The sequence below is a fragment of the Pantoea sp. ACRSB genome (assembly GCF_022346905.1).
Classification (GTDB): domain Bacteria; phylum Pseudomonadota; class Gammaproteobacteria; order Enterobacterales; family Enterobacteriaceae; genus Pantoea; species Pantoea piersonii.
Genome location: NZ_JAKRNL010000002.1, coordinates 39,943 through 55,977, shown reverse-complemented (window position 1 = coordinate 55,977; position 16,035 = coordinate 39,943). Strand labels below are relative to the sequence as shown.

The 16,035-nt window shown below is 56.5% G+C and carries 18 protein-coding genes; 8 read left to right on the top strand and 10 right to left on the bottom strand.

Features of this window, described 5'->3' with window-relative positions; genetic code table 11:
- Positions 1 to 187: 187 nt before the first annotated feature.
- Complete coding sequence (gene kdgR / locus MHZ89_RS06390) at positions 188 to 979, top strand: DNA-binding transcriptional regulator KdgR (protein WP_311782305.1); 792 nt, start codon at positions 188 to 190, stop codon at positions 977 to 979.
- Positions 980 to 1,044: 65 nt separating this feature from the next.
- On the opposite strand, the gene MHZ89_RS06385 is transcribed toward kdgR, so the two are convergent.
- A complete protein-coding gene (locus MHZ89_RS06385) occupies positions 1,045 to 1,281 on the bottom strand; it encodes a YobH family protein (protein WP_311782304.1) in 237 nt (78 codons plus the stop codon).
- Positions 1,282 to 1,492: 211 nt separating this feature from the next.
- Between MHZ89_RS06385 and MHZ89_RS06380 the strand changes: the two genes are divergently transcribed.
- The 5 genes from MHZ89_RS06380 (at position 1,493) to rlmA (ending at position 4,622) form a co-directional block, all read left to right on the top strand.
- Positions 1,493 to 1,759 (top strand): YebO family protein, encoded by a 267-nt coding sequence (locus MHZ89_RS06380; protein WP_311782303.1) that lies wholly within the window; start codon positions 1,493 to 1,495, stop codon positions 1,757 to 1,759.
- 27 nt (positions 1,760 to 1,786) lie between these two features.
- Positions 1,787 to 2,797, top strand: coding sequence for an MBL fold metallo-hydrolase (locus tag MHZ89_RS06375; protein ID WP_311782302.1), 1,011 nt, complete (start codon positions 1,787 to 1,789; stop codon positions 2,795 to 2,797).
- A gap of 523 nt (positions 2,798 to 3,320) precedes the next feature.
- Positions 3,321 to 3,395 (top strand): DUF2627 domain-containing protein, encoded by a 75-nt coding sequence (locus MHZ89_RS06370; RefSeq protein ID WP_370661853.1) that lies wholly within the window; start codon positions 3,321 to 3,323, stop codon positions 3,393 to 3,395.
- Positions 3,396 to 3,476: 81 nt separating this feature from the next.
- Entirely contained in the window at positions 3,477 to 3,686 is a 210-nt protein-coding gene (cspE, locus tag MHZ89_RS06365; protein WP_003852684.1) for a transcription antiterminator/RNA stability regulator CspE, read from the top strand.
- 138 nt (positions 3,687 to 3,824) lie between these two features.
- Positions 3,825 to 4,622, top strand: coding sequence for a 23S rRNA (guanine(745)-N(1))-methyltransferase (gene rlmA / locus MHZ89_RS06360; RefSeq protein WP_311782301.1), 798 nt, complete (start codon positions 3,825 to 3,827; stop codon positions 4,620 to 4,622).
- Here rlmA and MHZ89_RS06355 read toward each other — a convergent pair.
- The 4 genes from MHZ89_RS06355 to manX all read right to left on the bottom strand — a co-directional run bounded on the left by MHZ89_RS06355 (position 4,619) and on the right by manX (position 7,828).
- Entirely contained in the window at positions 4,619 to 5,077 is a 459-nt protein-coding gene (locus MHZ89_RS06355) for a DUF986 family protein (RefSeq protein ID WP_311782300.1), read from the bottom strand. The two genes, rlmA and MHZ89_RS06355, sit on opposite strands and share 4 nt — an antisense overlap.
- Positions 5,078 to 5,146: 69 nt before the next feature.
- Entirely contained in the window at positions 5,147 to 5,992 is an 846-nt protein-coding gene (locus tag MHZ89_RS06350) for a PTS mannose transporter subunit IID (RefSeq protein ID WP_120453912.1), read from the bottom strand.
- A 15-nt stretch (positions 5,993 to 6,007) separates the two neighbouring features.
- Positions 6,008 to 6,808 carry a PTS mannose/fructose/sorbose transporter subunit IIC gene (locus MHZ89_RS06345; RefSeq protein WP_033747932.1) on the bottom strand — a complete coding sequence of 267 codons (801 nt, stop codon included), beginning with the start codon at positions 6,806 to 6,808 and terminating at the stop codon, positions 6,008 to 6,010.
- 60 nt (positions 6,809 to 6,868) lie between these two features.
- A complete protein-coding gene (gene manX, locus MHZ89_RS06340) occupies positions 6,869 to 7,828 on the bottom strand; it encodes a PTS mannose transporter subunit IIAB (protein ID WP_311782299.1) in 960 nt (319 codons plus the stop codon).
- Between the two features lie 506 nt (positions 7,829 to 8,334).
- On the opposite strand from manX, the gene MHZ89_RS06335 reads away from it, so the two are divergent.
- A complete protein-coding gene (locus MHZ89_RS06335; RefSeq protein ID WP_311783002.1) occupies positions 8,335 to 9,903 on the top strand; it encodes a TerC family protein in 1,569 nt (522 codons plus the stop codon).
- Between the two features lie 86 nt (positions 9,904 to 9,989).
- Here the strand turns inward: MHZ89_RS06335 and MHZ89_RS06330 are convergent, their stop codons facing one another.
- From MHZ89_RS06330 to pabB, 4 genes are all read right to left on the bottom strand, one after another.
- Positions 9,990 to 11,561 (bottom strand): EAL domain-containing protein, encoded by a 1,572-nt coding sequence (locus MHZ89_RS06330; protein ID WP_311782298.1) that lies wholly within the window; start codon positions 11,559 to 11,561, stop codon positions 9,990 to 9,992.
- 222 nt (positions 11,562 to 11,783) lie between these two features.
- Positions 11,784 to 13,148 carry an L-serine ammonia-lyase gene (gene sdaA / locus MHZ89_RS06325; RefSeq protein WP_120453920.1) on the bottom strand — a complete coding sequence of 455 codons (1,365 nt, stop codon included), beginning with the start codon at positions 13,146 to 13,148 and terminating at the stop codon, positions 11,784 to 11,786.
- 188 nt (positions 13,149 to 13,336) lie between these two features.
- A complete protein-coding gene (locus MHZ89_RS06320; protein ID WP_311782297.1) occupies positions 13,337 to 13,903 on the bottom strand; it encodes a CoA pyrophosphatase in 567 nt (188 codons plus the stop codon).
- Positions 13,891 to 15,261 carry an aminodeoxychorismate synthase component 1 gene (gene pabB, locus MHZ89_RS06315; RefSeq protein ID WP_311783001.1) on the bottom strand — a complete coding sequence of 457 codons (1,371 nt, stop codon included), beginning with the start codon at positions 15,259 to 15,261 and terminating at the stop codon, positions 13,891 to 13,893. Before pabB ends, MHZ89_RS06320 begins: the two co-directional genes overlap by 13 nt.
- A 109-nt stretch (positions 15,262 to 15,370) precedes the next feature.
- On the opposite strand from pabB, the gene MHZ89_RS06310 reads away from it, so the two are divergent.
- Positions 15,371 to 15,556, top strand: a complete 186-nt coding sequence (locus MHZ89_RS06310) for a YoaH family protein (RefSeq protein ID WP_311782296.1) — start codon at positions 15,371 to 15,373, stop codon at positions 15,554 to 15,556.
- Between the two features lie 21 nt (positions 15,557 to 15,577).
- On the opposite strand, the gene MHZ89_RS06305 is transcribed toward MHZ89_RS06310, so the two are convergent.
- Positions 15,578 to 15,922, bottom strand: a complete 345-nt coding sequence (locus tag MHZ89_RS06305) for a RidA family protein (RefSeq protein ID WP_126690358.1) — start codon at positions 15,920 to 15,922, stop codon at positions 15,578 to 15,580.
- Between the last annotated feature and the right edge of the window lie 113 nt (positions 15,923 to 16,035).

Genomic DNA, 16,035 nt, shown 5'->3' with positions numbered 1-16,035 from the left:
GCGAGACAAGTAAAGTGGGTGAATATGAACATGCTAATGAATCCACTGCCAAAACGCACCGCCTTTAGACTAAAAGTCGCGGCTAAATTATGTCGTTCAGTGACAGGCAATGGTGCTGCATGCGGGGACGCGCTATATTCACCGTCTGTTCCGATTTTATTAAAACAATTTCAAAAAAGGGTGCGTGATGGCCGCCAGTGAAAACGATAAACAACCCGATGCCGTTTCCTCCGTGATGAAGGTGTTCGGCATTCTTCAGGCGCTGGGCGAGGAGCGCGATCACGGTATTACTGAGCTGGCGCAGCGCGTCATGATGTCGAAAAGTACCGTTTACCGCTTCCTGCAGACCATGAAGGCGCTGGGTTACGTCACTCAGGAAGGGGAGAGCGAAAAATACTCCCTGACGCTGAAGCTGTTTGAGCTGGGCGCGAAAGCGCTGCAGAACGTCGATCTGATCCGCAGCGCGGACGTGCAGATGCGCGAGCTTTCCCGTCTGACCAAAGAGACAATTCATCTTGGGGCGCTGGAAGAGGACAGCATTGTCTATATCCACAAAATCGACTCGCTCTATAACCTGCGTATGTATTCGCGCATCGGTCGCCGCAACCCGTTGCACACCACGGCCATCGGTAAAGTGCTGCTCGCCTGGCGCGACCGCGCAGAGGTGAATGATATTCTTAAAGAGGTCGAGTTTAAGCGCAGCACCGCTAACACCATCGTTACGCGCGAAGCGCTTCTCGAGGTGCTGGATCAGGTGAAGGTACAGGGATTCGGCGAAGATAACGAAGAGCAGGAAGAGGGGTTACGCTGTATCGCTGTGCCGGTTTTTGACCGCTTCGGCGTGGTCATCGCCGGACTCAGCATCTCTTTCCCGACGATTCGTTTCTCGGAAGAGGCGAAAAGCGATTATGTCGCTATGCTGCATCGCGCGGCGCGTACGCTCTCCGCTGAGATGGGCTATCACGACTACCCCTTCTGATAAAAAAGCGGGCAAATGCCCGCTTTACTCTCTGACAACCGCGCGGATACAAAGCGGCCTGTTTCTTAGTTATCGATCACGTCGCCGCTCTTTCTGAGCAGGGGGCAATCTGTTACGCCGATGACGCCGCTGTCGGTATGCAGATACTGGGCGGTAATCAGACCGCGCGCGGTTAGATAGCTGCACTGCAGACCCAGGCCCGCCGCATTCTTCGTGCTGCCGGTCAGCACGCCGTAGCCGGTAAACAGCATGGCGATCCAGATTACGACAATGAGCAAGATGGCCCGAATAAAAAGTTTCATTTTGTTCTCCATGTGATACATAACGCAGCTGTCCACTGTTTGCTGCGGCCCGTAATATTAACAGCTTGCCTCGCTTTGTCTGCTGAAGCGATCGGAGATTGCCGAAAGCGAGGCCGTCAGGGAATTCTGCTTTCAGGCGCATAGCCTGGTCAGCCGCGCGCGCAGCAGGTAGAATCGAGGCCATTAATATTTTTTCGTTTTTGAGGCAGTTATGAACGAGTTAGCCGCAACTTCTGGTCCGCTGTTTAGCTATGGCGTACTGGCAATAATTATCATTGTGGCGTTTATCGTCTGGTTTTTCGTTAACCGGGCCAGCGTGCGCGCCAGCGAACAGATCCAGCTGCTGAGCCACCTGCTGGAAGAACAGAAAAAACAGAACGCGCTGCTGCGCCGTCTGGTTGAGAACCAGAGCGGCGAGCAGGAAAAGCAGGACCCGGAAGAGAAGCGCGATTTTATTCGCATGATCCCGGAACGCTAACGTTCCCCACTCTGGCAAGGAGGCAACATGGCCTGGCGAAATCCCTGGTACGATGCCAGTAAAGCGCACCATACCCCTGAAGGCTTCCGCAATCTGGAACCCGATCTCCGCCAGCCGGGCGATCTTGACCGCTGGCGCAAAGAGCGCAAAGCGCAGGGGTTGCCTTTTCCGCCCCAGGCGGGCTATGAGGGCTTCAGAACGCAGTGGTGGCAACCGGCCGACCTGGCTGGCGCTGACGACCGGATCTGGTGGTTAGGCCATGCGGCGCTGCTGCTGCGCCTTAGCCAGCGCTATCTGCTGATCGACCCGGTGCTCTCTGCGCGCGCCTCACCGTTGCCCTTTGCCGGGCCAAAGCGTAAATCGCCGTCGCCGCTGAATATCCATCAGCTGCCGCGACTCGATTACGTGCTGATATCACATAATCACTACGACCATCTCGATCTCACCACCGTGAAGCGCATTATCCGGCGTTTCCCGGACGTCACCTTTCTGGTGCCGCTGGGGCTGGAAAAGTGGTTTAAGCGGCGCGGCGCGCGCCACGTTCGCCAGCTTGACTGGTGGCAAAGCCAGCAGGAAGCGGATCTGACGCTGACCGCCGTTCCGGCGCGTCACTGGAGCATGCGTACGCTGCACGATCGCAACCGCTCTTTATGGTGCGGCTGGGTGGTGCGCAGCAAAGCGCTGAATTTCTGGTTCTCTGGCGACAGCGGTTTTTCTGAAAATCTGGCGGAGATTCCACGCAGGCTTGGTCCGTTCAATCTGGCTGCCTTGCCCATCGGCGCTTATGCACCGAAATGGTTCATGGCGAGCAGCCATATGGACCCTAACCAGGCGGTGACATTATGGCGGCTAATCGGTCAGCCTTTAACCCTGCCCATTCACTGGGGCGTATTCGAACTGGCTGACGAATCGCTGGATGAACCGCCTGCGGAATTAATGCGCGCCATCCAGCGCAGCGGGGAAGATAATGGATGCTTTGCGCCATGGAGAATAGGAGAGAGCCGTAGCCTGGAGAATATTAACCAGGAAAAATCCTAAATAACGATGATTCATCTACGGCAGGCTTTAGGTTGAAGAGATATTTTATCCGGGATTAAAGAATAAATAGTAATAAGTAATAAGCGTGCCTCTGCTTTTAATTGGGGCAGAGTTATCTTTTATTTTCCTGATTTTGGTGCAAAAGCATTTATTATCGGTGCCAGTGAAAAGGGGGATACTCTGTCGTTAAAAAGGAAACAAGGCCGCCGCACTTTAGGTTACGGTTTCGCTTAAGAAAAAAGAATGCCATATTAATGCAATAATTTATCTTTAAATTAATCCGTTACAGTGAGCAAGGTTGGACGACGAGGCGGTTATCCGCTAGAGTTATTCGTATCGTCGCAGGTTGATGGTTATTGCTTTTTCGGCTACGGCATGGTCAGGTTATGTACCAAAATGAACAAAGTGTGTCACTGCTTCGCAAATTTTGTGCAGCGCGTCCATCGCCGATTAAAAATGCCTTGCCATTAATTTGCGGATATGTGATAACAATTCGTGGGTCAAACGAGGTACAGTTCTGTTTATGTATGGCATCTTCAGTAAAGAAGTTACGAGTAAAAACGTTGACGTTGAATACCGCTTCCTTGCCGAACCTTAATTAGTGCCTCATTCAGTAACGTCTCTGGTTTCTCTGTAGGTCTGCCTCCGGGCAAAATAAACACTCTAAGGAATTTGCAAAATGGCAAAGATTAAAGGTCAGGTTAAGTGGTTCAACGAGTCTAAAGGTTTTGGTTTTATTACCCCTGCTGACGGTAGCAAAGACGTGTTCGTACACTTCTCCGCTATCCAGGGCAACGGTTTCAAAACCCTGGCTGAAGGCCAAAGCGTTGAGTTCGAAATTCAGGACGGCCAGAAAGGCCCGGCTGCAGTCAACGTAACCGCTATCTGATTTCGTGCCAGCTCGGTGCCATGCACCACTGAAAACGAATCCTGTAAAGCCCTGGTCATCTGACCGGGGCTTTTTCTTTGCGCTTTCGGTACGGCAGCGAACGGAGTAAACTGCGGCGCTCTTGTTAATGGAGTCCCTATGTTGCTGATCTGCCCCCTCTGCCATCTCTCTTTGCAGCCTGAAAATCGCAGCTGGCGCTGTGAAAACCGCCATCAGTTCGATCAGGCGAAAGAGGGCTATCTAAATTTGCTGCCCGTTCAGCATAAAGGTTCGTGCGAGCCTGGCGATAGCGCAGAGATGATGCAGGCGCGACGGGAGTTTCTGCAGGCGGGGCACTATCAGCCGCTGCGTGACGGCGTGGTGGCGTTGCTGCGCGAAAAGCTGCAGGACGCTTCCGCGCTGCTCGACATTGGCTGTGGCGAAGGCTATTACACCTCGGCGCTCAGTACGCTCGGCGCAGAGGTTTACGGGCTGGATATTGCTAAAAACGCGATTCGTCTGGCGGCGAAACGTTATCCGGACGTGCAGTTTTGCGTTGCCTCAAGCCAGCGACTGCCGTTTGCCGATGCCTCGCTGGATGCCGTAGTGCGCATCTACGCGCCCTGCAACGAGGCGGAGCTGACGCGCGTAATCAAGCCCGGCGGCGTGCTGCTGACGGTGACGCCAGGCGCGCACCACCTGCAACAGTTTAAGGCGCTGATCTATCGCGAAGTGCAGCTCCATGCGCCTGAAGAGAAACTTTATAACGGATTCAGCGAAGAGACCCAGCAGTCGCTGCGCTATGCGATGCATCTGAGCGGGGACGCGGCGGCGACGCTGTTGCAGATGACGCCTTTCGCCTGGCGCGCGAAGCCTTCGGTCTGGGGTGAGCTGCAGGCGACGAAAACCTTTGAGTGCGACGCTGATTTTCGTCTGACCCTGTGGCGGCGCGATTAGCGCGCTTCTACCAGCGTGTTGTAGATGCGTTCCAGATCGTCGAGCTGCTGCACAGCGATCAACAGGCGGCGCTGTTCCAGCTGCATCACCAGAATGCCGTCTTCCGACAGATTGATGCTTTGAATGCGCGCATAGGCTATCCATACGCCGCTATAGAACAATCCCTCGCCCTTCATCAGCAGAGTTGGCCGACGCAGCCAGAACAGCCAGCAGGCGAGAAAGCAGAGTACCATCAGCAGGGTGGTTGTCAGCTGCGGCCCCTGATGGGAGACGTTATTCCAGAGTAAAATCACCAGCAGCCCGATAAATATCAGGCTGTCAATCTTGTGTCTGCGTCGCAGCGGCACGCTTAAACGCGTCGGGCCTTTGCGGCGCGGCAGGATAAAGTCGTTATAGAGAGAAAAAAGCAGCAGCGCGGCGATGCAGAGCGCGATGAGCCCGTCCGTTAGTGTCATCACATTCTCCTGTGGCGATGCGTCGAAAAAGCGGGGAAGTGGCCGGGCGCAGCGCGCCCGGCGAAAGAACTACAGGCCAAGCAGGCCGATCCAGTAGCCAAAAATGCCGATGGCGAAGAAGCCAACGATAATCCACAGCGCGTTGACCTTACGACGCAGCAGCCACATACAGGCGAAGGTCAGCAGCAGCGGTACGATGCCCGGCATCAGCTGGTCGAGGATGGTCTGAACCGTGGTCACGGTGGTTTTCCCGGTCTGGTCGGTAATACGCGATACGACCAGCGGGATATTAACGTGCGTCCACTTGTTCACCAGCGCGCCCATCACAAACAGGCCAAGAATTGACGCGCCCTCCGTCAGCTTCTGCAGGAAGCCGCCGCCCATATCGCTAACGATATCGATCCCTTTGCGATAGCCATACGCCACGCCGTAATAGCGTGTCAGCATACGCGCCAGGTTAAACAGCACAAAGAACAGCAGCGGGCCGAGCAAGCTGCCGCTCATGGCGATGCCTGCGCCAAGCGCGGCGAATACCGGCCGTACGGTTCCCCAGAAAATCGGGTCGCCAACGCCAGCCAGCGGCCCCATCAGGCCAACCTTAATGCCGTTGATAGCGGCATCATCGATGGCCGCGCCGTTTGCGCGCTGCTCTTCCATCGCCATGGTAACGCCCAGCACCGGCGCGGCCACGTAGGGATGCGTATTGAAGAACTCCAGATGGCGTTTAATCGCCTGCTTACGCGCCTCGTTATTTTCGGGATAGAGACGACGAATGACCGGCACCATTGAGAAACAGAAACCCAGTGCCTGCATACGCTCGAAGTTCCATGAACCCTGAAACAGGTTCGACCGCAAAAACACGCCGCGAATGTCGCCCGGGGTGAGTTTTTTTTGCGTTGTAGTTGTATCTACCATGTTGTCACCTGTTCCTTAGTCAAGTTCGTTATCGAGATCGTTGTTTGCCGGACCCGCTGCAGGCGCACCCGCTACGCGGTTATATTTCGGTGCCAGCTGGATATAGAGCACTGCCATGACGACGCCGATGACGCCCAGCGCCACCAGGTTAAAGCTGGTAAAGGCCGCGGTAACAAAGCCGAGATAGAAGAACGGCATCAGATAGCCTGCGCGCATCATATTGATGACCATCGCGTAACCGACCACGACAATCATGCCGCCCGCGATATTCAGACCGTTGGTGACGACTTCAGGAATGGAGCTGAGCAGAGAGTGAACCGCACTGGTGCCGACCGAGATTGCCACAATCAGCGCCGGAATGGCGATACGCATCGCCTGCAACACCAGCGCCGAGACGTGGATCCACGAAATCGCCGTCAGGTTGCCTTTCTCCGCCGCCTTGTCGGCCGCATGCTGGAAGGCCACGGTGATGGTACGCACGATAATTGTCAGCACCTGACCCGCCGCAGCCAGCGGGATCGCCAGCGCAATACCTGCGCCGACGCTCTGGCCACCGGCAATAACCAGAATGGTAGAGATGATTGAGGCGAGAGCGGCATCGGGCGCCACGGCGGCACCGATGTTCATCCAGCCCAGCGCGATCATCTCCAGCGTACCGCCGATAATAATGCCGGTCTTCATATCGCCGAGTACGGCCCCGATCAGGGTACAGGCGACCAGCGGACGGTGAAACTGAAACTCATCCAGAATCGAACCCATACCCGCAATACAGGCGACGATAAATATCAGGATGATTTGTAGCGAGGTTATTTCCATCATATCCCTTCTCCTCAGGAGGATAGCGTTAACTGGCCCGCAGGCGCAGCCAGCGGCGTTTTACGCATTGACCTTCGCGATCAGGTCCATCATTTTCAGTTTTTGATCGCTGGAAACTTTACGGACTTCCAGTTCAATGTTGCGTTCATTAAGCTTGCGGAACGCCGCGATATCTTTTTCATCGACCGATACGGCGTTGTTAACCTGCGTTTTTCCCTGACGAAACGCCATGCCACCGATATTGACCGATTTAATATCAACACCCTGTTCAACCACGCGCAGCACGTCGGTAGGGTTGGTAAAGAGCAGCATGACGCGGTCGCGGCCATATTTCGGGTTGTTCCAGACGCGCACCATTTTATCGACGTCCACCACATGTGCGGTCACGCCGGGCGGCGCGACCTGCGTCAGCAGGGTTTTGCGGACATGATCTTTCGCCACCTCGTCGCTGACCACAATAATGCGCGCAACGTTGGTCTCTTTGGTCCAGCGCGTTGCCACCTGACCATGGATCAGGCGGTCATCGATACGCGCCAGGCCGATTTTCATATGTTCGCCCGGCGCCAGCGGTGGTGCCGGCGTTGCCGGAGCTTTTGCTGCTGGCGCTGCGGCAGGCGCGGCAAGCTGCGTTTTTTGCGCCTTAACGCCTTCGCGGCCCGTTTCTACCGCAATGCCGACCAGTTCGACAAACGAGGGGTTGTCGTCACGCGCCATAAGGGTTTCAACCAGCATCGGAATATTGACCCCGGCGATAACATCGTAATTTTCTTTATCCAGCACAATGCGGCTGGCGGCGTTGAAAGGACTTCCTCCCCAGGTGTCGACTAAGAACAGCACGCCTTTCGTGGTATCCAGCTTTGCCAGTTGCGCCTGATATTTTTCGATAAGCGTTTCTGCATTCTCGCCGGGCACAAAGTCGATCCATCCGACGTTCTCCTGCTCGCCCAACAGCATTTCTGCGGTTTTAAGCAGTTGTTCGGCTGCCCAGCCGTGTGTACCAATTACTATCGCAATGGTCACTTGCTACCTCCGTTCGCTAAAGAAATTCGTCTGGAGCCGACGAATCGTTATGAGTTATCGCTACGGTTATCTTCGGATAAACGCGTTCAAACCATCTGAATTAATGAATCATTCCCCAGGTGTCTTACATGAATCGGTGAGTCGCGATTTATTTTAGTGCGCGAAAAAATAATTTATGTGACGCCCGTCAGCTATCAGAGGGTCGAACTCGCGCCAGGCCCTGTTTAATTTCGCTTTCTCGCTGAATCATTTGTAAATGAAAGAAAATTTTTTGACGTAATTTGCGAGCCTGTTACATTAGCGATCTGTTTATTACTCAGGAGTAACGGGTTTCAGCCCACCTTTATGGATCGTCACCGACGTCGCTTAACCACTTTAATGCGCACCTTCGCGCCTGCTTTCACGCCTGACGGCGTTTCCGTAGTTCACCCGATTGCCTTTCTGTCACGTCGCCAGACGACGCTGACACGATATCGATCAGTCTGCCTTTCGTTCAGGAGTCAATGATGGAATTTCTCTTCGACCCCTCAATCTGGGCCGGTTTGCTCACGCTTGTCGTACTTGAAATCGTGCTCGGCATCGACAATCTGGTGTTTATCGCCATTCTTGCTGACAAGCTGCCGCCGAAACAGCGCGATAAAGCGCGCCTGATCGGCCTGTCGCTGGCGCTGGTGATGCGTCTGGGCCTGCTGTCGCTCATTTCATGGATGGTTACGCTGACGCGTCCGTTATTTAGCGTAGGCGAATTTAGCTTTGCCGGGCGTGATTTGATCCTGCTGGTGGGCGGGGTATTCCTGTTGTTCAAGGCGACGATGGAGCTGCACGAGCGGCTGGAGAACCGTCAGTTAGAGCATCAGGGGAATCGCAACTACGCCAGCTTCTGGGCGGTGGTGATACAGATTGTGGTGCTGGACGCGGTATTTTCGCTGGATGCGGTGATCACGGCGGTGGGCATGGTGAACAATTTGCCGATTATGATGACGGCAGTGGTGATTGCGATGGGCGTGATGCTGCTGGCCTCGAAGCCGTTGACCAATTTTGTCAACGCGCATCCCACCGTAGTGGTGCTCTGTCTTAGCTTCCTGCTGATGATCGGCCTGTCGCTGGTGGCGGAAGGGTTTGGCTTCCATATTCCGAAAGGGTATCTCTACGCGGCGATCGGCTTCTCTATCCTGATCGAGCTGTTTAACCAGATCGCGCGCCGTAACTTTATGCGTCATCAGGCGCATCGTCCGATGCGTGAGCGCACCGCCGAGGCGATTCTGCGACTGATGGGCGGACGTCAGCGTCCGGCGCAGCCCGCCACCAGCGAGGAGTCGCCTGTCACGCAGGCGATGCCGCAGGAGGCCTTTAAGGATGAGGAGCGCTATATGATTAACGGCGTGCTGACGCTGGCGTCGCGCTCTATCCGCAGCATTATGACACCGCGTGGCGAAATCTCCTGGGTTGACGCTGAGCGCCCGCTGGATGAGATCCGCATTCAGCTGCTGGATACGCCGCACAGTTTGTTCCCGGTGTGTCGCGGCGAGCTGGACGAGATCGTTGGCGTGGTGCGCGCTAAAGAGTTGCTGGTGGCGATTGAACACGGTATGGATGTAGCGACCTTTGCCGCCGCGTCCCCCGCGCTTGTGGTGCCTGAAACGCTCGACCCGATTAATCTGCTTGGCGTGCTGCGTCGCGCCAGGGGAAGCTTCGTTATCGTCACCAACGAGTTCGGCGTGGTGCAGGGGCTGATTACGCCGCTGGACGTGCTGGAGGCTATCGCTGGCGAGTTCCCGGACGAGGATGAAACGCCGGAAATTATCGCCGACGGCGACGGCTGGATCGTAAAGGGCGGCACTGACCTGCATTCGCTACAGCAGCTGTTCGACGTAAACGACCTGGTCGATCCGGATGAAGATCACGCGTCGCTGGCGGGACTGCTGATTGCTCAGAAAGGGCAACTGCCGCTGCCGGGCGAGGTGATCGATCTGCCGCCGCTACACTTCACCATTCTTGAGGCGACCGATTATCGCGTCGACCTGGTGCGCGTGACGAAAGACAGGCCGCACGAGGATGAGGAAGAAGAGCAGTAAATAAAAACGGCGCTAAGGCGCCGTTTTTACTGCTTAGAGGTGAGGGCGCCACCCGCTGGGTGACGTTGTTTACCGTCTGAAAGAGATTAAGAGACGCCAGTCAGCAGCTGCGCCTGATGCTGCGTCAGCCAGGTGGGAAAATCCTCTATCGGCATCGGACGCGCGTAATAATACCCCTGCAACAGATCCACGCCGCGCTCGCGCAAATAGGCCGCCTGTTCGGCCGTTTCGACTCCTTCGGCCACCAGGCTGATGTTTAAACGCTGCGCCAGCGAAATCACCATATCGGTCACCGTAGCGTTAATGGCGTCAGTGCCGATCGCGGCGGTAAAAATCTTGTCGATCTTCAGCACGTCGGGCTGCAAATCTTTCAGATAGGAGAGCGAGCTGTGGCCGGTGCCGAAATCATCAATGGCCAGACGCACGCCGATGCTGTGCAGCTGCGAAATCACCTTCTGATCCACCACCGGCAGGGCGTCGCGCTCCGTCAGCTCTACTACCAGCTTCGGCAGCGGATTCGCTGGCCACCACAGCTGTTGCAGATCGTCGACGATAGCATGATCACGAAAGTGGCTGGCGGCTACGTTAATAGCGATATGGAACGACGGGCAGCGCGGCAGATTTGGTAGCTGCGCCACCGCTTTCTCTATCACAAAGCGCGTCAGCGGCGCGATAAGGTTCTGCTGCTCGGCCAGCGGAATAAACACGTCCGGCGGGATCCAGCCCTGGCGCGCGTTATGCCAGCGCAGCAGCAGCTCAATGCCGTCGCAGTCGCCGCTTTGCGCATTAATCAGCGGCTGGCAGTAAACCATAAATTCATTGGCGGTAATGCCGTAGCTGATCTGCCAGCTCAGGCTCATGCGATTCGCCGTTGCCAGCCAGACGATATAGCCGATCAGCAGGCTCAGCAGCAGCGCCAGCGGCAGCTGCGACGGCAGCGTCGACAGCGCCAGACGCGCCGGAGAAGGGCCATACAACGTAATAGAAAAGGGATAGCGCAGCGAGCCCTGATCGTAGCTGACTTCATCTTCCGACGGCATGGCGGGCTCAATCAGCGGATTACCATACTCCAGGCTCTCTCCGCCGACGCTAAAAATAGCCCGCTCTACCCAGGGAAGCTGCGGCTCCAGCAGATAAGTGCTCATCAGCTCGATATTGATCACCTGCAAAATGCCGGAGCGGTTATCGAGCGTTTTTGGCGTCCACAGCAGCAGGATCGGCGAGCCCTTCAGCAGATAGTTATCGACCGTCAGCATCATCCGCTGATTATTAAACGCCAGTTCCGGATAGGTCTGGCTGAAAGGAATAGCGCGCGGCCCGTAGATGCTGGAACAGTAGATGGTGTCATTCTCAACCAGCAGCATGGCGCGTACGGTTTGCAGCGCGGAAATTTTCTCAATAAGTGGGAAACGCACATCCTGGCAGGGCACACCCACCAGCCCAAGCGTATTGTTCGCCGAGACGTCGAGCGGCGAAAACATGCGGTCAAAGCGCTGAATGGCGTTATCGGCAAAATTGAGCGACTGCTGCTCAATACGTGACTTTTCTTCAAAAAAGCGAAAAGCCAGCGTCAGAATTAAAACCACAGCGGCGATCACCAACGCGATAAAGAGTCGCTTACGGCGAAACTGTCCAACATATTGCTGGGCCAAAAGCATCAGTAACCACCTTCCACACACTAAATTGAAGCAGGATAACGGGGATGTTATCGGCAAGGCCCGGGTAAGGTTTAGCCATGCTTTATAAAAAAGCGGTAGTGAAAAAACCGCGCGGCCTGAAAAGGCCGCGCGAATTATTACTCTAACGTTATTCAGTGCGATGAGGTAGGGTTCAGGACGTATTTCCTCACGGTCGCTTAAAAAACAGGCGGTACGGGAACATTAGTCACACTGGACTTTTATCGCCAGTCCGCCGCGCGATGTTTCACGGTATTTGGCGTTCATATCTTTGCCGGTCTCATACATCGTCTCGATTACCTTATCGAGCGAAACGCGCGGTTCGCTGGTGCGGCGCAGCGCCATACGGGCGGCATTGATCGCTTTCACCGAGGCGATAGCGTTACGTTCGATACAGGGCACCTGAACCTGACCGGCAACCGGATCGCAGGTCAGGCCGAGATTGTGCTCCATGCCGATCTCCGCCGCGACGCAGACCTGTTCCGGGCTGCCGCCCAGCAGTTCGGCCAGTCCGGCGGCGGCCATTGAACAGGCCACGCCCACTTCGCCCTGGCAGCCCACTTCCGCGCCGGAGATAGAGGCATTCATCTTATAAAGGATGCCGATGGCGCCCGACGCGAGGAAATAGCGGGTAAAAATATCGGGAGTAACAGTTTCGATAAAGTGATCGTAATAGGCGAGCACCGCAGGCACGATACCACACGCGCCATTGGTTGGCGCGGTCACGACGCGGCCGCCAGCGGCGTTCTCTTCATTGACCGCCAGCGCGAACATATTAACCCAGTCGATCACGTTCATCGGGTCGTTGGAGTGTTTCGACGACGAGGTCAGCAGCCGGCGCAGCGACGCGGCGCGACGCGGTACGCGCAGAGGGCCCGGCAGCACGCCTTCGGTGTTCAGCCCGCGATCGATACAGGCCTGCATGGTCTGCCACACGTCGGTAAAGTAGTCTCGGATCTCGTCACGCGAGTGCAGCGCCAGCTCATTCTTCATCACCAGCCCGGAGAGGGAAAGACCGGTTTCCCGGCAGTGCGCCAGCAGCTCTTTAGCCGAATGGAAAGGCCAGGGCACGCTGACTTCATCCAGCGTCGACTGGCCAAAGTGCTCTTCATCGACGATAAAGCCGCCGCCGACCGAATAGTAAGTTTTACTTAAAATCAGCAGATCGCCCGCAAAAGCGAGCAGGCGCATGCCGTTTTCATGCAGCGAAAGGTTTTCGCTGCGAAACACCATGCCGCCTTCGCGCGGGAAGTCTACCTCATGCGCGCCGTTAGCCAGCAACAGGCGTTCGCGCTGCTCAACATCTTTAATAAAGGCCGGAATGCTGTCGATATCTACCGTGGCCGGGGAAGCGCCCGCCAGTCCCATAATAATGGCGATATCGGTATGGTGGCCTTTGCCGGTCAGCGAGAGCGAGCCGTAAACATCCACGGCAATGCGCGTCACCTCCTGAAGTTTTCCCTGTTCAATCAGCAGATCGACAAACTCTTTACCTGCTTTCATCGGCCCCACGGTATGGGAACTCGACGGGCCGATGCCCACTTTGAACATGTCAAAAACACTAATCACAGGCGACACTCCTCACAAAAAAATTTTTATCTCTGCCGGGGCAGTTTATGGCGCTAATAGTAATCGTGGGCCCGGGTAAATGAGCGCCTTTTCGCATGAAATAAACTAATCTTTCAGGCGAGAAATAGTTATGCTGAGAGCAAGCTCACAACGGGCAGTTTCACGGGGAAGATGAGACGAAGCGGGCGTCAGAACGCGATTTGCTGGCTCAGGGAACGGATAATGCCAGCCGTCATGCCCCAGACCAGATACTCCTGATACACAGAGAGCCAGACCGGATGACGCAGACCAGCGCGATGCACCTCCAGCGAGGCGTAGCGGTTAAGCCGCAGCGCCTCTTCCAGCGGCATTTCAAACGCGCTTTCTACCTCGTCGGGATTGATATGAAGCGCAATCTCAGAGGAGATAATGCCAACTACCGGCGTGACGCGAAAACCGGTGCTGCTGGTGACGGGCGCAAGCTGGCCGAGCACCTTCACCTTATTGGGATCGATGCCAACTTCTTCCTGCGCTTCGCGCAGCGCGGTGGCCACCAGCGAGGCGTCGTCGTCATCCTGCATCCCCCCTGGAAAGGCGACCTGACCGGCATGCTTACGCAGCTCGCGCGAACGGCGCGTCAGCAGCAGTCCTGGCGCTTCGCGCGCGACGATCGGCACCAGCACTGCGGCCTGGCGACCGGCGGGACGCTGCTGCGGTTTTTCCGGCTGCTGCAGGATAAAACGGGTAACAAAGGCGTCGAGCGTTAGCGGCTGCATGGTTCGTCTCCAGAAAGCGCAGGCAAAATGCGGCTGACTTTGTGTAAGGTTTCCTGATACTCCGCGTCCAGCTCGCTGTCGGCGACCACGCCGCCGCCCGCCGCGCAGTAAAGCTGCTGCCGCTCCGCGATCAGCGTGCGGATGGTAATGCTGGTATCCATGCGGCCGCAGAGACTAAGGTAGCCGATGCTGCCGCACCAGGCATTGCGGCGATGCGGTTCCAGCTCGTCGATAATCTCCATCGCGCGGATTTTCGGCGCGCCGGTAATGGAGCCGCCGGGGAAACAGGCACGCAGCAAATCGCAGGCGTGCAGCGCTGGCGGCAGACGCGCCCGAATGGTGCTGACCAGATGGTGCACCGCCGGAAAAGGCTCTACCACAAACAGCTCCGGCACGCTGACGGAGCCTGGCGCGGCGACGCGGCCAATATCGTTGCGCAGCAGATCGACAATCATCAGATTTTCGGCGCGATCTTTTTCCGATCGCGCCAGCGCCAGCGCTTCAAGCCGGTCGGCTTCCGCATCGGCCTGGCGCGGTCGCGTGCCCTTAATCGGCCGGGTTTCAATCTCATCGCCTTTTAGCGATAAAAATCGCTCCGGCGACAGGCTGAGAATAGCGCTGTCGGGCAGACGTAAAAAGGCGCTGAAGGGGGCGCGATTGGCCGCGTTGAGTCGGCAGAACGCCTGCCACTCATCGCCCTGATAGCCCGCCTGAAAGCGCTGCGCCAGATTCACCTGATAACAGTCGCCCGCCTGAATATAGTCCTGCACCGCCTGGAAACGGGCGGCGTAGTCGCTGTAGCTGAGGTTGGATCGCCAGGGGCTGGTGAGCGAGAAGGGCGCCGCGTCACGCGCGGGCCACTGCTGCAGCCAGCGCAGCCGCGCCTGCGCATCGCCCAGCGACACCAGCGTCAGGCGTTGCAGATAGTGGTCAGCGATCAGCGCCCAGTCATAGATGCCGATCGCCATATCAGGCGTGGTCAGATCGTCTGCGGCATGCTGCGGCAGATTTTCAAAGCGTCGCCCGAGATCGTAGCCGAACAGGCCGAGCGCGCCGCCCTGAAACGGTAAGTCGTCACGGCGGGCGGGATGAATACCCAGCGCGTCGCACTGCTGCTGCACCAGCCGCAGCGGATCCTCAGAGGAGCGATGTTGCGCGCCGTCCGTTTCAAGCGTTGTGACGTCGCCCTGGGTCACCAGCGTGGCGCGCGGATTGGCAGTGAGCATATCGAAGCGATTATCGGCATGATCGGCGTTGCCGGAGGTGAGCAGCATCGCCCAGGGAAGGTGAGAAAGCCGAGCGAAATAGGCGCTGAGCGCATCCTGCGTATAGTGTAGACTGAGCGTTGAGACCATTATCCAGCAAAAATCAGAGATCAATGAGGGCGTTAGCCTGACATATTTTTCCCTGGCTGGCACCTGTTTGTTCCGCATGGAACGGTGCCCGCCTCGCAACCAGGAGTGAATAATGTTTACAGGTTTACCGGCACTTAGCCACGAACAGCAGCAGCAGGCGGTAGAGCGGATTCAGGAGCTGATGGCTGGCGGCATGTCCAGCGGAGAGGCGATTACTCTGGTCGCGCAGGAGATCCGTCAGACGCATCAGGGCGAACGGATCCGGGCGCGCTTCGAAGATGACGAAGACGAGGCGTAACGCCCGGCGCGGCCCGTATACTTACAGCGCCGCGATGATTTTAATCTCTACTTTATATTTCGGGTTCATCAGTCCGGCCTGAACGGTGCAGCGCACCGGCGCATTGCCGGGCGATACCCAGGCGTCCCACGCGCGATTCATCGCCGCGAAATCTTCCTTTTCTACCAGAAAAATCGTGGCGTCGAGGATCTTGCTCTTGTCCGAACCGACGCGCGTCAGCAGGGCGTCAATTACCGCCAGCGCGTTGGCAGTCTGCGCCTCGGCGTCGGCGTCGAGGTTTTCCGGCACGCTGGTGTAATAAACAGTATCGTTATGAATAACGGCTTCGGACATACGATGTTCGGGGTCGATACGGGTAATGGTCATTGTTTCTCCTTATTTTTCCAGTTGATAGCCTGGCATAACCCGGGGTGCGCTGTCATCAGTTGTGGAGCGGCCAGCGGAATACTGACATAATTACAGTGTTTTTGCCGAAACGG